This window comes from Vandammella animalimorsus (assembly GCF_002288875.1).
Taxonomy (GTDB): Bacteria; Pseudomonadota; Gammaproteobacteria; order Burkholderiales; family Burkholderiaceae_C; genus Lampropedia; species Lampropedia animalimorsus.
On sequence record NZ_NTBH01000004.1, the window covers coordinates 250633 to 268342 of the forward strand.

General features: G+C 63.6%; 8 protein-coding genes. All 8 read right to left on the reverse strand.

The features are described 5' to 3' along the window. Positions 1-9: 9 nt before the first annotated feature. The gene (locus CLI93_RS08115; RefSeq protein ID WP_095541605.1) at positions 10-480 is read right to left on the reverse strand and encodes a DUF6531 domain-containing protein; all 471 of its coding nucleotides are present in this window, start codon (positions 478-480) and stop codon (positions 10-12) included. Then, a protein-coding gene (locus CLI93_RS08120; RefSeq protein WP_238945723.1) for an IS3 family transposase occupies positions 398-1515 on the reverse strand; the annotation gives its coding sequence in 2 pieces (ribosomal slippage) (positions 398-1263 and positions 1263-1515; 1119 coding nt in all). The genes CLI93_RS08115 and CLI93_RS08120 overlap by 83 nt, the downstream gene beginning before the upstream one ends. Positions 1516-1690: 175 nt before the next feature. After that, a complete protein-coding gene (locus tag CLI93_RS14850) occupies positions 1691-2344 on the reverse strand; it encodes an imm11 family protein (protein ID WP_143326331.1) in 654 nt (217 codons plus the stop codon). Beyond that, positions 2341-12573: a putative Ig domain-containing protein gene (locus tag CLI93_RS15550; protein WP_172424216.1), complete on the reverse strand. Its 10233-nt coding sequence runs from the start codon at positions 12571-12573 to the stop codon at positions 2341-2343. Before CLI93_RS15550 ends, CLI93_RS14850 begins: the two co-directional genes overlap by 4 nt. 412 nt (positions 12574-12985) lie before the next feature. Continuing rightward, a complete protein-coding gene (locus CLI93_RS08135) occupies positions 12986-14236 on the reverse strand; it encodes a phenylacetate--CoA ligase family protein (protein ID WP_095541607.1) in 1251 nt (416 codons plus the stop codon). Between the two features lie 43 nt (positions 14237-14279). Beyond that, a complete protein-coding gene (locus CLI93_RS08140; protein WP_095541608.1) occupies positions 14280-15104 on the reverse strand; it encodes an ABC transporter ATP-binding protein in 825 nt (274 codons plus the stop codon). 113 nt (positions 15105-15217) lie between these two features. Next, on the reverse strand, positions 15218-16537 hold the full coding sequence (locus CLI93_RS08145; RefSeq protein WP_095541609.1) for an ABC transporter substrate-binding protein: 1320 nt from the start codon (positions 16535-16537) through the stop codon (positions 15218-15220). Positions 16538-16610: 73 nt separating this feature from the next. Continuing rightward, positions 16611-17690 (reverse strand): branched-chain amino acid ABC transporter permease, encoded by a 1080-nt coding sequence (locus tag CLI93_RS08150; protein WP_095541610.1) that lies wholly within the window; start codon positions 17688-17690, stop codon positions 16611-16613. Positions 17691-17710: the final 20 nt, after the last annotated feature.

Here is a 17710-nt window from a genome sequence, read left to right on the forward strand (position 1 = left end):
CTTCATGCATCAAAACCCGGCCATTGTAGTCAGCCCATGCCATGCGCCACGGGCCATGGGCCAGCGGCGGTTGAAGCCGCTGCCCACTTGCTCGAAGCTCCAGTGCCGCCCGAGCTGGCCGTTGGTCTGGATTTGGATGTCCTGGTAGTTGACGCTCCAGCCGTGGCCAAAGTCCAGCGATTGGTGGCGCTTGAGGCTGTCGTAAGTGCGCGTGACGGTCAGCGGCAGGCCCTCTACGTCCAGGCTGAGGTCTTCGAAGCTCAGTTGCAGCGGCGCGGTTTTTTGCGCGCCTTCAATGGCCACGGTGATGCGCGCGCTGGTTTGCTTGCCGCTGGTGTCGGTGGCAATCAGGCCGATGTCGTACAGGCCGTTGGCGATGGTCTCGTAGCCTTCCCCGTCAAGCAGACAGTTGTAAAGGAGAATTTGCCCGTTCGCATTGTTGACGAAAGACGCTCGGTGGCAGGTTGCCGAGCGACTCATGCGGGCGTTCTTCGTTGTAGCTTTGCAGCCAGAGGTCGGTGATGTCGCGCACCTGCTCAAGATCTTCGAACAGGCGCGCGTCCAGCGCTTCGGCGCGATAGGTTTTGTTGAATCGTTCAATGTAAGCGTTTTGGTTCGGCTTGCCCGGTTGGATGTGGCGCAGCTCGACGTGATGCTTGCGACACCACTCCACCAAGCTTTGTGCGGTGTATTCAGGGCCGTTGTCACAACGAATGGCCTTGGGCAAACCGCGCCATTGCTTCAGCTGCTCCAGTGCACGAATCACCCGCTCGGCCGGCAGGCTGGTGTCAATCTCGATGGCCAGGGCTTCACGCACGCCTTCGTCCAGTACATTGAGGGTGCGGAAGCGCCGGCCTCCGCAGAGCGTGTCGGCCATGAAATCCATCGACCATAGGGCATTGGCTTGCATTGGCACGTTCAGTGTCTGTCTCTCCCGCATCGGCAGGCGCTTCTTCGTCCGTCTCGGCAGATTGAGTTTGAGTTGGCAGTACACCCGCCAGACCCGCTTGTGGTTCCAAGGGTGCCCATCCAGGCGCAGGCGCCGGAAGCACTTCCAGAAGCCCCATCGCCCGTGCCGTGCAACCAGCCCCTGCAATGCGTCAATGACTTGGGTATCCTTCGCGATCGTTTCCGTCGCCGGCCGATACCACGAAGCCTTTGCCAGACCACTGGCGCGGCACGCCCGTTGCACCGACAAGCCATGCTCAACCACCAGAACCTGCGCCAACTCGCGCCGCTCTAGCGGTCCCAGTGCTTTTTTGCAATGACATCCTTCAAGGCATGAATCTCCAGCGCCTGCTCGGCATACAAGCGCTTGAGACGACTGTTTTCAGCCTCAAGCTCGCGCATCCGCGCCAACTCCGCAACATCCATGCCGCCATAGCGGCTCTTCCATTTGTAGTAGGTCGCCACGCTGATGCCGTGACTACGCACCAGATCCTTGACGGGAATGCCTGCATCGCCCTCCTTCAGGATCCCCACAATCTGGGATTCAGTGAACTTGCTCTTGCGCATCTGAACTCTCCTTCAGTCATCTTCATAGACTGCCAAAAGTTCTCCTTTAGAACTGTCTCAATTGAGGGGAAGCTTACGTTAGGCTGCCATAGGGCCAGAGTTGCGGCCAGTGAGGCAAAGATGAATTTCGACTTCAACTCGCTCCTCATCTGCTATCAACCAAAATCACTGGAATCTATTGCCACGAAGTTTGCACAGGCTCCTTGGCAAGGGATTTATTCACTATTAAAGGCTTTCCATTCATTTGATCCACACCCTCCGGATAAAGCAACAAACCCTTCAACTTATTTTTCTTGACGATCGAATAAAAATCATCACTCACAAACTTATACCAATTCCCATAACGGCCATCTTTAAAAACATGCACCCCAGGCTCAATCATTTCTTTTTTTAAGTAGAATTTTCTAATATATGTAAATTTTGCATCCATCGAGTCATAACGATTCAAATTCCCCTCAGACATTTCCTCATCAATACAATTAATAGTTCTCGTTACATGAAACAAAAAATATTTATCGCTAACCCCAATAATATCCAAAGGATAAAAAATTCCATCTTTTGATATCAATTCTTTCAAAGCATCGACAGCCCGCTCACTCATAATCATCAGATTCGTAGAAGGAAAATCTGATCCATCAAGTGTTTTTCGACTCTCTCGATAGGGGTGCATCTTCAATTTTTTATACCTATCCAGAGGCAAAGGATCTTTCAGACGAACTGTAACTTCAAATTCTTGAGTTGAATTGCCATTAGCATCATCCTGAATATCCTCGTCACGTATAACCAAGGCCGTATACCTGGACCACATCGAATACATATAAAAATTCATGGATTGATACCTCTTGTATTTAATTCAATTTCTCCACTCAGAAGCTCTCGTCTCATCCTGTCTAATGCGCGAAGAACTTCATCTCTACCTCCCACTGCATCAGCTGAGGATAATTCACGCAAAACATAATTAGCATACGCTTTGGTATGATTACCACAATGGACTGCCCCCGACATACCGCTTTTGCAACCCGCCAAGTAAACCCCATTCAAAGGGGAATTGATATTGATGTTGTGTTTCTGAAGCAAAGCCATCGCCTGTTTACCCGAGTCGTATGCCTTACCAACAATATGATGCGCCTGTGTTCCAGGAGGACGAAATATCCCCATTTCCCTCATATTAATATCAAGATCCACAGAACTTGGATTTAAATTCCCCAACCGAAGGTTTCCAACATTAACCTTAATGTGCTTAAAGAAAAAGCCAAGATGCTTTTTCACCATCCCGCACAATGCCTTGCCAAATTTCACACAGATAAGCTCACTGGCAATATCTTCGGCTGCACCAGCGTAATTGCCGGTAGCTACATCAAAGCCAATGGAGGCGATGGTATACATGTTTGCCAATGTATTAAGAGATGTCAATGCGCCACCAAAGCTAAAACCACCAATCCCAAAATTCCCACTAGGATCAACATGATTCACGGGATCGGCATTGGCATACAGGTATTTGTTCAGCGTCAGCGGGATGCGCTGGTCGCCGGGGTGTTCATCCATGCTGATGAAGCGCCCGGTACTCGGGTCGTAGTCCCTGGCCCTGAGGTAGATCAGGCCCGTGTCCGCGTCATAACGTTCGCCTGTGTACAGGTGCGTGGGCGGGTTTTGGTCTGCTGCCAGGCTGTCGCCTTCCAGCCAGTTGCCAAAGGCATCAAAGCTGTAGCTTCGGCTTGTGTTGCCATCTGCGATCAGGCGCGTGGTGCCCTGTGCGTCGGCGTAGATTTGTTTGGTGGTCGCGCCGTCGCTTTGGCTGATGAGCTCGCCCACTCCGCCCGGGGTGTGGACGTAGGTCTTGTGCGTCCAGGGCTGGGTGTTGACGCGCGTGCTTTCAACGACTACTTCGTGATAAGGCCGCTCGCTGTCCAGGCTGTAGTGGGTTTCGGTTTTGCTCGTGCCTTGGGTGACGAGTTTCTTGATTCGCCTGCCTTGCGGGTCGTAGCCGTATTGGATGGTTTTGTTGTTTTGGCCTGTGTGCTCGACCTTGATGAGCCGGTTGTCGCTGTTCCAGCTGTAGGCGGTCTTGTTGTTGCCGTTGGCTTTTTCAACGAGGTTGCCTTTGCGGTCGTAGCGGTAGCTTGTCGTGCCTTCAATGCTGTCGCTGCTCTGCGTGAGGCGGTCGTTGGCGTCGTATTGGTAGGTCGTGGTTTGGTTGATTGCGCCTGTGACTGTGCGGGACGTGCGGTTGCCGACTTTGTCGTATTGGTAGGCGATGCTCAGGGTTTGCGCCGTGGGCTGGGTTTGCTGGATGTGTTCCTGCGTGAGTTTGCCCGCCGGGTCGTATGTCCAGTCGATGGTGCGTTGGGTAGTAGGCGCAGTACTGCCCGCAGCATGGATGACTTCCACTGCCTGCGTGCGCTGGCCGTCGCGGTTGTGCTGGTAGTCGAACTGGGCCAGGGTTTGGCCTTGGCTGCCCTGGTGCCGGATTTGGCTGATGTGCCCGTCCGGGGTGTATTGGTAGCTGGTGCTTGAGCCGTCGCTTCTTTGGATGTGCGTCAGGCGGCCTGCCCCGTCGTGGGTGAATTGGTTGGCGGCGGCGTCGCTGCTGGCTTGCAGGCTTTGCAGTTGGCCTGCGGCGTCCCAGCTGGCGTTGATGCGGTGTTCGGGGCTGTTGCCGCTGGCGGGGGTGTGCAGTTGGGTGCGGCGGCTGTTGGCGTCCCATTGGTAGTTTTGGCGGCTTTGGTAGGCGCTGCTGCCGCTCAGTTGCGCTGCGCTGTGGGTGGTGCTTTGTTGGGTGACTCGGCCCAGCAGATCGAGGTCGCGGGTTTCTGTTCCGTCTCGGCTGTCGCTGGTCTGGATGTGCCGGCCGTGGCTGTCGTAGCTGCGGCTTTGGCTGCTGCCGTCTGCGCGGTGTTCGCGGGTGATTTGGCCCCAGGCGGGGTTGGGGATGTTGCCGCTGGCTGCGGCTCCGTATTCCCAGGTGGTTTGGCTGCCGTCAAAGTGGGTTTTTTGTGTGAGTTGGCCCAGGGCGTTGTAGTGCAGGGCCTCATTTGCGCCGTCGGCCAGGGTGCGCTGCACTCTGCGCCCTGCCCTGTCGTAGCCGTATTGGGTGGTTTTGCCTTCAGCGTCGGTTTGCGCGAGCAGTTGGCCTTGGCTGTTGTACTGGTAGCCGGTGGCGTTGCCTTGGGCGTCAGTGACTTGGCTCAAACGCCCGAGGCTGTCGTAGCTGTAGCCGGTGGTGCGCCCCTCTGGGCTGGTCTGGGCGGTTCTTTGGCCTACTGCGCTGTATTGGTAGTGGGTGGCAGCGCCGCTGGGCTGAGTGGTGGCGGTTTTTTGGTGGGCGGCGTTGTAGCTGTGCCGTGTGATCTGGCCCAGGGGGTCGGTTTCTTCGGTGAGGTTGCCGGCTGCGTCGTAGCGGTAGTGGGTGCTGCGGCCCAGGGGGTCGGTGCTTTGGGTTTGCCGCCCTGCCAGGTCGTATTGGTAGGTGGTGCTGTGGCCCAGAGCGTCGGTGGCGCTGGTGATTTGCCCGGCGGCGTCGTAGGCGGTGGCGCTTGTGTGGCCGGCAGGGTCGGTGGTTTGGATGGCGCGCCCGAGGCTGTCGTATTGGGTTTGGGTGCACAGGCCGGCCTGGCAGGCGCGGGTTTCGCGCCCTTCTGCGTCGTAGGCCCAGGTGTCTGTCAGGCCGCTGGGGTGGGTGGTTTGGGTTTTGTCGCCACGCTGGTTGTATTGGTGGCGCGTGATCTGGCCCAGGGGGTTGGTTTCCTGGGTGAGTTGGCCGGCGGCGTCGTAGTGGTAGCTGCTGCGCTGGCCTTCAGGGTCGGTTTGGCTGGTCAGGCGTCCGGCGGCATCGTGCTCGCTGGCCATTTGAATGGCCGTGGGCGCTGCGCCTGGGCTGAGCACGGCGCTGGTGGCTGTGCTGCTGAGCTGGCCTGCTGCGTCGTATTGGTAGTTGGTTTGGGTGCCGTCGGGCGCGGTCTCGCTTTGCTTGCGCTGGGCGCCGCTGATGCGGGCATAGCTGTAGCGCGTGGCGTTGCCCGCCGCGTCGGTCAGGCGGTTGAGGCTGCCCTTGGGGTCGTAGCCCAGGCGGGTGGCCTGGCCCAGGGGGTTGGTGATGGCGGTGAGGTCATTGGTGGCGCTGTCCCAGGTGTTGACCGTGGCGTGGCCTGCCGCGTCGGTGATGCGGGTGATTTGGCCTGCGCTGTTGTATGCCGTGCGGGTGGTTTGGCCCAGGGGGTTGGTTTCTTCGGTGATGTTGCCAAACTGGTCGTAGGCGCGGGTGGTTTTGCGGCCCAGCGGGTCGATGACTTCGATTTCGTTGTCGTTGGCGTCGTAGGCGTAGCGGGTGATGCCGCCAGCGGCGTCGGTGATTTGGGTGACGTTGCCCCTCTGGTCAAAGTCGTAGACGGTGGTGTGGCCGTTGCGGTCTTTGATGGTTTGGCGCTGGCGGGCCACATCGGTGCTGATGTGGATGGTTTTGCCCTGCCCATCGGTTTGGCGCACGATGCGCCCGTCCTGGTCGTATTCGGTTTTGAGCAGCAGGCGGCCCAGGGGGTCGGTGTAGTCGGTCAGCAGGTGGGCCTGGCCGGCCTGGGCGCTGTAGCGGTAGTTCGATTGCGCGCCGCTGGGCTCGCTGTGGCTGATGAGGTTGCCCGCGCTGTCGTATTGGTAGTGGTGGGTTTGGCCTGCGCCGTGGATTTGGCTGATGCGCCCTTGCGCGTCGCGCACGAATTGCAGCGCCCAGCCGTCCACGCCGCTGTGGCGGATGCCGCTTTCGTGGAAGTCGAGGGTGTTGCCGCGCGGGTCTTTGATTTGGCGGATGCCGAAGTGTTTGTCGAGCAGGTATTGGCTGCCGTCGCGTTGGGTGAGTTTGAATTGGCTGGGGTCGAAGGTGTCGACGCTGCCCATGTCGAACAGCGCGCCGTTGATGATTCTGAGCTGGCCGTGATTGATGGCTTCGAGCTGGGCGCCGCTTTGGTTGCGGGATTTGGGCTGGAAGGCGATGGCGATGTCCATGTTGCCGATCCAGCCCAGCAAGGGCACGCATTCGGGCTGGGCGCGCAACTCGAATTGTTCGAGCTGGCCGCCGGGCAGGCGCACGCTGGCTACGCGCGCGCCGGCGGGGCGGGCGCACATGCGGCGGTTGAAGCCGCTGCCCACTTGCTCGAAGCTCCAGTGCCGCCCGAGCTGGCCGTTGGTCTGGATTTGGATGTCCTGGTAGTTGACGCTCCAGCCGTGGCCAAAGTCCAGCGATTGGTGGCGCTTGAGGCTGTCGTAAGTGCGCGTGACGGTCAGCGGCAGGCCCTCTACGTCCAGGCTGAGGTCTTCGAAGCTCAGTTGCAGCGGCGCGGTTTTTTGCGCGCCTTCAATGGCCACGGTGATGCGCGCGCTGGTTTGCTTGCCGCTGGTGTCGGTGGCAATCAGGCCGATGTCGTACAGGCCGTTGGCGATGGTCTGGCTTTGGATGTGGCCGAGCTTGGCGTCGATCACGCTGCTGCTGCCTTGGGCCAGTTCGCTCCATTGGTTCTGCCCCGATGGGCTGATGAGCAGTTGCCAGCGGGCCAGGTGCGCGTCGCTGGCTGTGCCCACCACGTCCGTGGGCGAGCTGATGGTGGCTACGCTGATTTGCTCGCTGCTGGCCGGCGCGGTGATTTGGGCTACTGGGTCGTCGCTGTCGCCGGCATGGGCAACGCTGAAGGCTTCTTCGACGCTGATGCTGGCGCCTTTGCTGTCGCGCACGGTGGCGCGCACGGGGTAGCGGCCGGCGGTGGTGGCGGTGTAGCTGGCCTGCCAGGCGCTGGGGTTGGCGCTGTCGTTGGGGGTGAAGGGGTGGCTGCGCCCGGCGATGGCGGGGTTGTGCAGGGTGTAGGGGGGCGTGCCGCCGCTGGGCAGGATGGTGATGGCGGCGCTTTGGCCCACTTGCAGCACGGGCGGGGCGATTTGCACGCTGGCGGCCAGCGGGGCGACGATGGGCTCGCTCACGTGCAGGGTCCAGCTTTGCTGGACGCTGGCCTGGCCATCGCTGACGGTGACGGTGAGCGTGTGGTTGCCGATGCTGGCGGGCACTCCGCTGATGAGGCCGCTGGCGTTGACGCTGATGCCGCTGGGCGCGCCGCTGAGTTGGTAGGTGAGGAAGTCGCCATCGGGGTCGCTGGCCTGCACCTGATAGCTGTAGGGCTGGCCGCGCTGGGCGCTGCTGACGGGCGCGCTGTGGATGACGGGCTGGCCGTTGGCGCCCACGCGCAGGGTCCAGCTCTGGCTGGCCCAGGCGCCGTGGGGGTCGCTCACGCGCAGTTCCACGGGGTGGTTGCCCGCCGTGGGGTTGGTCCAGAGGATGGCGCCGGTGGCGCTGATGCTCATGCCGACGGGGGCGGTGTGCAGCTGGTAGCTCAGCAGGTCGCCATCGGGGTCGCTGGCCTGCACCTGGTAGCTGTAGGTCAGGCCGGGCTGGGCGCGCTGCACGGGCTGGCTGCCGATGCTGGGCGGGCGGTTGGCCGAGAGCTGCACGTAGACCTGCCAGCTTTGCTGGGCCTGGGCGCCGTGGCTGTCGCGCACGATGAGGCTCACGCGCTGCGGGCCGTTGTGCGCGGCGCTGGGGGTCCAGTCGATGCGGCCGGTGGCGGCGTCGATCTGCATGCCCGAGGGAGCCTGGGCGAGCCGGTAGCTCAAGGGGTCGCCATCGGGGTCGCTGGCCTGCACCTGGTAACGCCAGGCGCTGCCAGCCGTGGCCTGCACGGGCGGGGCGCTGGTGATGCGCGGCGCGCGGTTGCCGCTGCCGGCGATGGAGATGTCCCAGCTCTGGCGCGCCAGGCTGCCCTGGCCGTCGCTGACTTCCAGGCCCACGGGCACGAGGCCGGCCAGGTCGGCGGGCACGCGCCACTGGATGAGGCCGTTGGCGTCGATGTGCATGCCTGCGGGGGCATGGGCGAGCTGGTATCCCAGCGGATCGCCATCGGGGTCGCTGGCCTGCACCTGGTAGCGCCAGTCGCTGCCTTGGGCGGCGGTGACGGCAGGCAGGCTGCTGATGCGCGGCGCGCGGTTGCCGCTTGTGCCGCCCGCGCCCTGGATGACCACGCTGAAGATTTGCGCGGCGGCTCCGCCGCGGCCATCGTCGGCGGTGATTTCCAGGGTGGCGCTGCCAGTGGCGCCTGCGGGCACTGCCCATTCGACCAGGCCGCCAGCGCCCAGGGTGATGGCGGGGTCGCTGCTGCTCAGGCTCAGGGTGAGGCTGTCGCCATCGGGGTCGCTGGCCTGCACCTGGTAGCGCCAGGTGCTGCCGGCGCTGGCGCTGGCTGTGGGGGTGGAGCCGATCATGGGCGGGCGGTTGGCGCCGATGCCCACGCCGATGGCAAATTCCTGCCGCACGGCGCCTGCGCGGCCATCGCTGACGTCGATGGCCACGGCAAAGCGCCCGGCTGTGCCTGCGGGGATGGGCCATTGCACCAGGCCGCTGGCGGCGTCGATGTGCATGCCCGCAGGGCCTTGGGCAAGCTGGTAGCTCAGGGCGTCGCCGTCGGGGTCGCTGGCCTGCACCTGGTATTGGTAGTGGCTGCCCGCTTGCGCGCTCACGGCCGGGCTGGATTGGATGACCGGCGGGCGGTTGCCGCTGGCGGGCAGCACTTCGATCTGCCAGGTTTGCAGCACGGTGTTGCCGGCGCTGTCGCTGACGCTGATCTGGAAGTCGTGCACGCCCACGTCGGCATCGGCCGTGGCCCAGCTGAGCTGGTTGTTGGTGAGCGCAGGGGCGCTGGCGCTGCCTTGCGGGCCTTGCACGAGGGCGTAGCTCAGGGCGTCCTGGTCGGGGTCGCTGGCCTGGATGGTGTAGCTGTAAGTTTGCCCGGCGCGCACCTGGCTGGCCGGGGCGCTGCGAATGGTGGGCGGGCTGTTGGCGAAGGCGCCCACTTGCAGTTGGTATTCCTGCACGGCGGTGCCGCCCCTCTGGTCATCGACCTGGATGCGCACGGCAAAGCGGCCGTTGGTGGCGTTGTCGAATTTCCAGGTGAGGTGCCCAGTGGCGCTGATTTCCATGCCGGGGGGCGCTTGCAGCAGGCTCCAGAGCAGGTGGTCGCCATCGGCGTCGGTGGCGCGGGCCTGGTAGCTGTAGCTGGCCGGGTAGACGACGTGGGTGACGGGGGTGCTGGCAAAGACCGGGGCGCGGTTGGGCTCGGTGCGCACGGTGATCTGGTAGCGCTGCTGGGCGGTGTTGCCGCTGGGGTCGGCCGCGCCCAGGCGCACGGCAAAGCTGCCGGTGGCCGTGGGGTCCCACTGCACCTGGCCGCTGGCGGCGTCAACGACCATGCCCGCCGGCCCTTCGAGCACGCTGTAGGTGATGGGGTCGCCATCGCGGTCGGTGGCGCGCGCCTGGTAGCGGTAGGGCTGGCCCACGCTGGCGCCGATGACGGGGGTGCTGGTGAATTCGGGGAAGGCTTCGACGGCAACGACGACCTGCTGGGTGTCGCGCGCGCCGTGCGTGTCGGCCACGACGATGGTGACGGGGTAGCGCCCAGGTTGGGGGTCTTGCCAGGTGATGAGGCCGGAGGACGAGATGTCCATGCCCGTGGCCTGACTGCCGATGCTGTAGATCAGGGCGTCGCCTTCGGGGTCGCTGGCCTGCACCTGGTGCGTCAGGCGCACGCCAGCGGGCACTTTGCCGGGGAAGCTGTTGCCGATCTGCGGGGGCTGGTTGCTGTCGGTCACGCGGATAGCAAAGGCCTGGCTGGCCTGGTGGCCATGGCCGTCGCTGACGCCGAGGTTGACGCGGAAGTCGCCCGTGGACGTGGGTTGCCACTGCAGCGCGCCGGTAGCGGCATCGAGCGTCATGCCGGTGGGGCCGTAGTGCAACACGTAGCTGAGGCTGTCGCCGTCCTCGTCGTGCACCTGGGGCTGGTAGCTCCAGGGGTTGCGCACGTCGGCGCTGCGCTGCGGCGCGCTGGTGAAGTAAGGCGCGCGGTTGAGCGCGTCGCCCGGGCTCCAGTCCTCGGGCGCCACGCCGACTATCTCGCCGGATGTGCAGATTTCGTTGCCGTTGGTGTCCAACGCGCGCACGCTGTAGTAGTAAGGGGTGTTTGCGGCCACGCTGCGGTCCAGCCAGGTGGCATAGCGCGATTGGGTCTCGCCCAGTTTGACAAAGGGGCCTTGCAGGGCCGTGGCGCGGTACACGGCGTAGGAGGCCGCGCCGGTGTCGCCCCAGGTCAGCTGCACATTGCCGGGCTTGCCGCGCGCCTTGAGGTCGTGGATGCAGGCGCCCTGCGGCGGAATGGCCAGCGAACCAAAGGCATCGACATAAACGTAACCGCCGTGGCCACCATGGGCGCAATCTGCCCCAAGTGCGCGGATTTCCAGCTCATGACCCAGGCTGGAGTCGGGCACGACGATGTCCACGTCGATGAACGGGGTGGAAACCCACTTGCCGCCCCGGTAACGGGTGACGTAGTAGACCCGGCCCGGCTGGTTGGAGTAGGCAAAGTCGTCGTACAGGGTCTGGCCGCTGGTCAAGTCCTTGAGATAGACGTGGAAGTACGGCTGCCCCTGGGGTTCGTGACCCGGGTCTTCCAGCACGGCGGCATAGGAAAAGCGCACGTGCAGCTTGCCATCGACGGGATCGCGGTCGCTTTCCTGGATCGTGCCCTTTTGCTGGATGTAGTTCAGGTGGTAGCCATTGGTTTCATCATTGACCTTGGCCGAGTAATTGCCCTGGCGCGGCAGCACCAGATGCGGCGCGCGCGGATCGACGCCAGCGCCGATGAGCTCCAGCAGCCGCGTGCCGCCGGGCGTGATGCGAATCGCCCCTTCGTTGAAAGGCGGCAGGCCCTGCAGGCCAGGGTTGCTGCCATGCCCGGCCACCCAGTCGTCGAAGGTGCCGATTTCAAAATCGCCATTGAGGAAGATGGCCTGCGCTGGCTCCGGCACGCTCCACAGCAGCGGCGCCGCCAGCAGCCAGGCCCCAAACAGGCCCCAGAAGCCACCGCCTGACCGCTTGCGCGCCTTGCGGTCAGACTGGTCAGCGCCGCCAGCACCGCGCCGCCCTTTGCCACGGCCCAACAACCCGGCCAGCGCCAGACCCAAGGCCAGCCACACGCTGCCCCAGGGGCCAGCCACGGGCACCGGCGTGATTTGGCTGGGGGTCGGGCTTGGACTCGGTGCCGGACCTGGGCTTGGCGCCGGACCTGGGCTTGGCGCCGGACCTGGACTCGGCGCTGGACTTGGACTCGGTGCTGGGCTTGGGCTCGGCGCTGGGCTTGGGCTCGGCGCTGGGCTTGGGCTCGGCGCTGGGCCTGGGCTCGGCGCTGGGCTTGGACTTGGTGCCGGGCTTGGACTTGGTGCCGGGCTTGGACTTGGTGACGGGCTTGGACTCGGTGTTGGGCTCGGCGCCGGGCTGGGGTCCTGCCCCAGCCGAGCATAGAACTGAAACTGCGCCTGGGCGCCGTCCTGCGTGTCCCTTTGCAACTGGCCGCTGCGCCCCTGGCGCGAAGCAATGGCCGTCAGCGTCACCACCTGCCCGGCCTTGAGCAGGGGCACGGGCAAGGAGGCGGCAAAGGCCACGTCGTCGGCCTGCGCCGCCGTCCATGCCGATTGGTTGTTCAGCGCTCCGCTGACGGCGCGCGAGAGCAGATCGCCGCGCAGATAGCCCGGCTCGCCAATTTCCCAGCGGTCAGCGGCAATGTGCAGATCCGGCGCCTGCAAGGCAATCAGTTGGCCGGCCTCGTTGAAAAAGGTGTTGTGCTCGGCATTCAAGTCGGCGTCCAGCACGGCCGTAAAGCGCAGCTGAGACAAATCCGCGCCGCTGTCGTTGCTCAGCTGCCAGATCCAATGCCAGTCGCCATTGGGCTGCTGCATTTCGGAAAAGACTGCCCGCAAGCCCAGCGCCGCCAACCCTTCGCGCGTGCTGGGCAGGCGTCTGTCCTCGGCGCTTTGCCCACCGGCCTGCGCGAACACGCTCAGGCGTTCCATCGTCATGGCCTGCGCTTGGGCCTGAGCATGCTGGGCATAGATGATCCCAAAGCAACTGCTGCAAAACAGCAGGGCTGTGCGGTATTTGTGTGTCTCACTGCCGATGCTGTGACATCCAGGCTTGCCCATGGCACTCTCCATTCATCCACCGAGGGCGCTCTGCACCCGGCTTGCGCTTTTGTGCTGTCAGGGCCTGTTCAAGGTCTCGGACGCGAGTGGGCTATTGGCAACGACGCCAGGCCGCCCGAATCCGCAGATGCAGATGCGCGTAGCGCTGCGATTTGTGCAGGCCTTGCCTGGGGTTTTCAGCGTGCAGAGGCGTTGAACAGGCTTTCGGCTTGCACAGCGCCAGAGCAACCACGCGCACGCACACATATGCAAGCCAATGTTTCACCGCCGCTCAGTATGGCCGAGCTCCACACCGCAAACGTCAACGATTGTCAAAAAACACCAGGATCAGGGTTTTCCATAGGGCTATGTGACGCCTTCCCGCCTTTGGCACGGCCACTTGCTGCTGCGAGCGGCAGGCAGGCGCGCCGCCCTAGTCGTAGCTGCGCGCGTCCTCGATGACCTTACCGTCGTTGGGCAGGCTGCCCGGCGGCACCAGCTGCACCTCGCCGCGCAGTTTGGTGACTTCGCGGATGGTGTCGGCAATCTGCCCGGCCAGGCCGCCGGAGGTTTCGGTGGTCTCCACCAGCAGCTGCATCTGATCGCTGGCCATGGCGCCGCTGACGACCAGGCGCGCCTTTTGCACCTGTGGGTAGCGCCGCGCGATTTCGGCCACCTGGGCCGGGTGCACGAACATGCCGCGCACTTTGGTGGTCTGGTCGGCGCGGCCCATCCAGCCCTTGATGCGGGTGTTGGTGCGGCCGGTAGGGCATTGGCCGGGCAGCACGGCAGAGAGGTCGCCGGTGCCGAAGCGGATCAGCGGGTAGTCCGGGTTCAGTGTGGTGACCACGACCTCGCCCACTTCGCCCTCGGGCACGGGCTCGCCGGTGCCGGGGCGCACGATTTCGACGATCACGCCTTCGTCGAGCACCAGGCCCTCACGGGCTTCGGTTTCATAGGCGATCAACCCCAGGTCGGCCGTGGCATAGCACTGGTAGCCTTCGATGCCGTGCTGCTGCAGCCATTCGCGCAGCGAGGGCGGGAAGGCTTCGCCCGAGACCAGGGCTTTTTTCAGGCTGCCGATGTCCAGCCCCATGGCCTGGGCTTTTTCCACCAACAGTTTGAGGAAGCTGGGCGTGCCGGCATAGGCGGCCGGGCGCAGTTCGGCAATGGCCTGGGCCTGTTGCTCAGTCTGGCCGGTGCCGGCAGGGAAGACGGTGCAACCCAGCGCATGGGCGCCGGTTTCCATCATTGAGCCTGCGGGCGTGAAGTGGTAGCTGAAGCTGTTGTGCACCAGCTCGCCGGCCTTCAGCCCGGCCGCGCGCAGCGCGCGAGACATGCGCCAGTAATCGACGGCCACGCCCTCGGGCTCGTAGATCGGGCCTGGGCTGGCGAACACGCGCCGCATGGCCGGGCCGAAGCCGATGGCGCTGAAGCCGCCGAACAAGTCCTGCGCGCGCTGGGCCTTCTGGCGTTCGAGCAGCTCGTACTTGCGCGTCACCGGCAGCTGTGCCAAGGCTTGACGGCTGGTGATGGCGCTGGCGTCCACGCCCTGCAAAATGTCCGCAAAGGCAGCGCTGCGGCGCTGGGCGTTGGCCACCTGGGCGGCCAGGGCCGCCAGCAGCGCTTGCTCGCGCTCTTGTGGCGCGCGGGTTTCCAGGGAATCCAGGTTGGGGCTGGTCATGCAGTCTCCTCCAATCAAACGAGTCGGTCAGGGCGCTGGCGCATCAGGCAAGCCAGCGCTTGCGCCGCTTGTAGCTCTTGATGTCGCGGAAGCTCTTGCGGCCTTCGCCGCCGATGCCCAGGTAGAACTCCTTGACGTCGGCGTTGTTGGCCAGATCCTGCGCTGGGCCGTCCATGACGATGCGGCCCGATTCCATGATGTAGCCGTAGTCGGCGTACTTCAGGGCCATGTTGGTGTTCTGCTCCGCGAGCAGGAAGGTGACTTTTTCCTTGGTGTTGAGGTCCTTGACGATGTGGAAGACCTCTTCGACGATCTGCGGCGCCAAGCCCATGCTGGGCTCGTCGAGCAGCACGATGGAGGGGTTGGCCATCAGTGCGCGGCCAATGGCGCACATCTGCTGTTCGCCGCCGGAGGTGTAGGCGGCCTGGCTGGTGCGGCGCGTTTTCAGGCGCGGGAAGTAGGTGTAAACCTTCTCCAGGTTGCGCGCGATCTCGGCCTTGTCGGTGCGGGTGTAGCTGCCCGTCATCAGGTTTTCCTCGATGGTCAGGTGGGCAAAGCAGTGCCGCCCTTCCATGACCTGCACCACGCCGCGCTTGACCAGATCGGATGGCGAGAGGTTTTCGATGCGCTCGCCGCGCAGCTCGATGCTGCCCTTGGTGACTTCGCCGCGCTCGGCCTTGAGCAGGTTGGAGATGGCGCGCAGCGTGGTGGTCTTGCCCGCGCCGTTGCCGCCCATCAGGGCGACGATGCTGCTCTCGGGCAAGGCCAGCGAGACGCCCTTGAGCACCAGGATCACGTGGTTGTAGATGACCTCGATGCCATTGACATTGAGCACGATGGGGGCGGTGGTGGATGCGGCGTTGTTCATGTGAGAAAACCTCGTCGTCGAAATGGCCCCGCCTGCACGGCGGGGCAATGCGTGCCAATGGCTGGCAGGCGGCGCTGCTGCGCGGCAGCCGCCTGCCCAGCCATCAGGCCCGCTCAGCTGCAGTCGGATTCAGGGCGCACAGGCACCTTCTTCTCGTCGGCGTAGCGCTTGGCGGTGGCGTCCACCAGCGGCTTGATGCGGGCTTCGTCAGCCTGGATCCAGTCGGTGGTGTAGCTCCAGGCCTTGCCATCCCAAGTGTGGATGCGCGCCTGCATGTTGCCCATGTGGTCCTTGCAGCTGGTCTTGATCGGGCTGAGCACGCCTTTGAAGCCCAGCGCGTCGAGCTTGTCCTGCGTCAGGTCCAGGTTCTCCAGGCCCCAGCGCACTTGATCGCCAGTCATGACCTTGCCTGTGCCGAATTTTTCCTGCGCAGCGCGGATGCCTTCCACGCCGATCATGGCGCTGAAGACGCCGCGCAGGTACAGCACGTCGCCCACTTCCTCTTTCGGCCCAGTGCCCTGGCCCTTGTCGTGCAGCGTGGCCAGGATCTCCTTGACGATGGGCGAGTTCTTGTCGGCCGAGTGCATCAGCGTCACGGCGTTGTAGCCCTTGGCGCCTGCGCCCACGTCCTTCACGTCAGGCTCGGCGCCAGCCCACCACACGCCGTACATCTTCTCGCGCGGATAGCCGGTGGCCTGGGCTTCTTTCAGCGCGGTGGAGTTCATCACGCCCCAGCCCCACAGCAGCACGTAATCGGGGCGATCACGGCGCACCTGCAGCCAAGTGGACTTCTGCTCCACGCCGGGCGCGGTCACAGGCAGCATTTGCAGCGTAAAGCCCTGTTGCTTGGCCATTTCCTGCAGCAGTGGGATGGGCTCCTTGCCGAACGGGCTGTCGTGGTAGACCAGCGCGATCTTCTTGCCCTTGAGCTTGTCCATGCCGCCTTCCTTGTCGGCAATGGCCTTCATGATGACGTCAGCGGCCACCCAGTAAGTGCCGCCCAGCGGGAAGTTCCACTTGAACACCATGCCGTCCTGGCTCTCGCTGCGGCCATAGCCGGTGGTGATCAGCGGCACCTGGTCAACAGGGGCCTTCTCGGTCAGGGCGAAGGTCGCGCCAGTGGACCAGGGATGCACCAGCGCCGCGCCGCCGCCCTTGGTCTTGAGGCGCTCATAGCACTCCACGCTGCGCGCCGTGTCGTAGCCGGTTTCGCATTCTTCAAAGGCGATCTTCACGCCGTTGACGCCGCCCTTGGCGTTGATGTACTTGTAGTAATCGACCATGCCGTTAGCGATCGGCGTGCCGTTGGCGGCGTAAGCGCCAGTGCGGTAGGTCAGCACCGGAATGAACTGCTCCTGCGCCATGGCGGCAGGCGCTGCCAGCGACGCGGCCACGGCAACCGCAGCGGTGATCAGGTTCAGGGAACGTTTCATGGTTGTCTCCTTTGAGGGGGGTGAAAAGAGTCGGGCGCGGCGCTGACAGCGCCCGCCCAGGCAGGGCCAGGCATCAGTGCGGGAAGGGCCAGACGCGCAGCTTTTGCTTGGCCGTGGACCAGAGCTTGGCCAGGCCGTGCGGCTCAACGATCAGGAACCACACAATCAGTGCGCCGAAAATCATCAGTTCAGCGTGCGAGACCGCAGTGGTGGAGAACTCCACCCCCACCAGGCTCGCCAGCACCGGCAGGATGCGCGTGAGCGCAATGGGCAGCACCACGATGAAGGCCGCGCCAAAGAAACTGCCCATGATGGAGCCCATGCCGCCGATGATGACCATGAACAGCAGCTTGAGCGACATGGCCTCCAGCGAGAACGCGGCGGGCTCCCACGCGCCCAGGTAGATGAAGGCCCACAGCGCGCCGGCCATGCCGACGATGAAGCTGCTGACGGCAAAGGCGCTGAGCTTGGCGTACAGCGGGCGGATGCCGATCACGGCGGCGGCCACGTCCATGTCGCGAATGGCCATCCACTCGCGCCCGGTGGCGCTGCGCACCAGGTTCTTGGCCAGCAAGGCGATGATGACCAGCACCGTCAGGCAGAACAGGTACTTGGCCACAGGCGAATCCAACGGCATGCCAAACACCTTCAGGTTGGACACCGACACCGAGCCCGAGGGCGAATCCATGGTGAACCAGGTCACGCGCAGGAACATCCAGTCGGCAAAGAACTGCGCCGCCAGCGTGGCCACAGCCAGATACAGCCCCTTGACGCGCAGGCTGGGCAAGCCAAACAGCACGCCAAACACCATGGCGGCAATGCCGCCGATGATCAGCGCCACCACCAGCGGCATGCCGGGAATGCGCATATAGGCGTTGTAGGCCGCATAAGCGCCCATGGCCATGAAGGCGCCCGAGCCCAACGAGATCTGGCCGCAGTAACCCACCAGGATGTTCACCCCCAGCGCTGCCAGCGACATGATGACGAAGGGCAGCAGGATGGACAGGAACAGGTAGTCACTGGCCAGCAGCGGCACGCCGATGAAGGCAAAGGCCAGGATCAGGCCGATGGCGATGCGATCCTGCCGGATCGGGAAGATCTGCTGATCGGCCCGGTAGCTGGTCTTGAACTGACCGTTTTCTCTATAGAACATGCTTTATGACTCCTTGGATC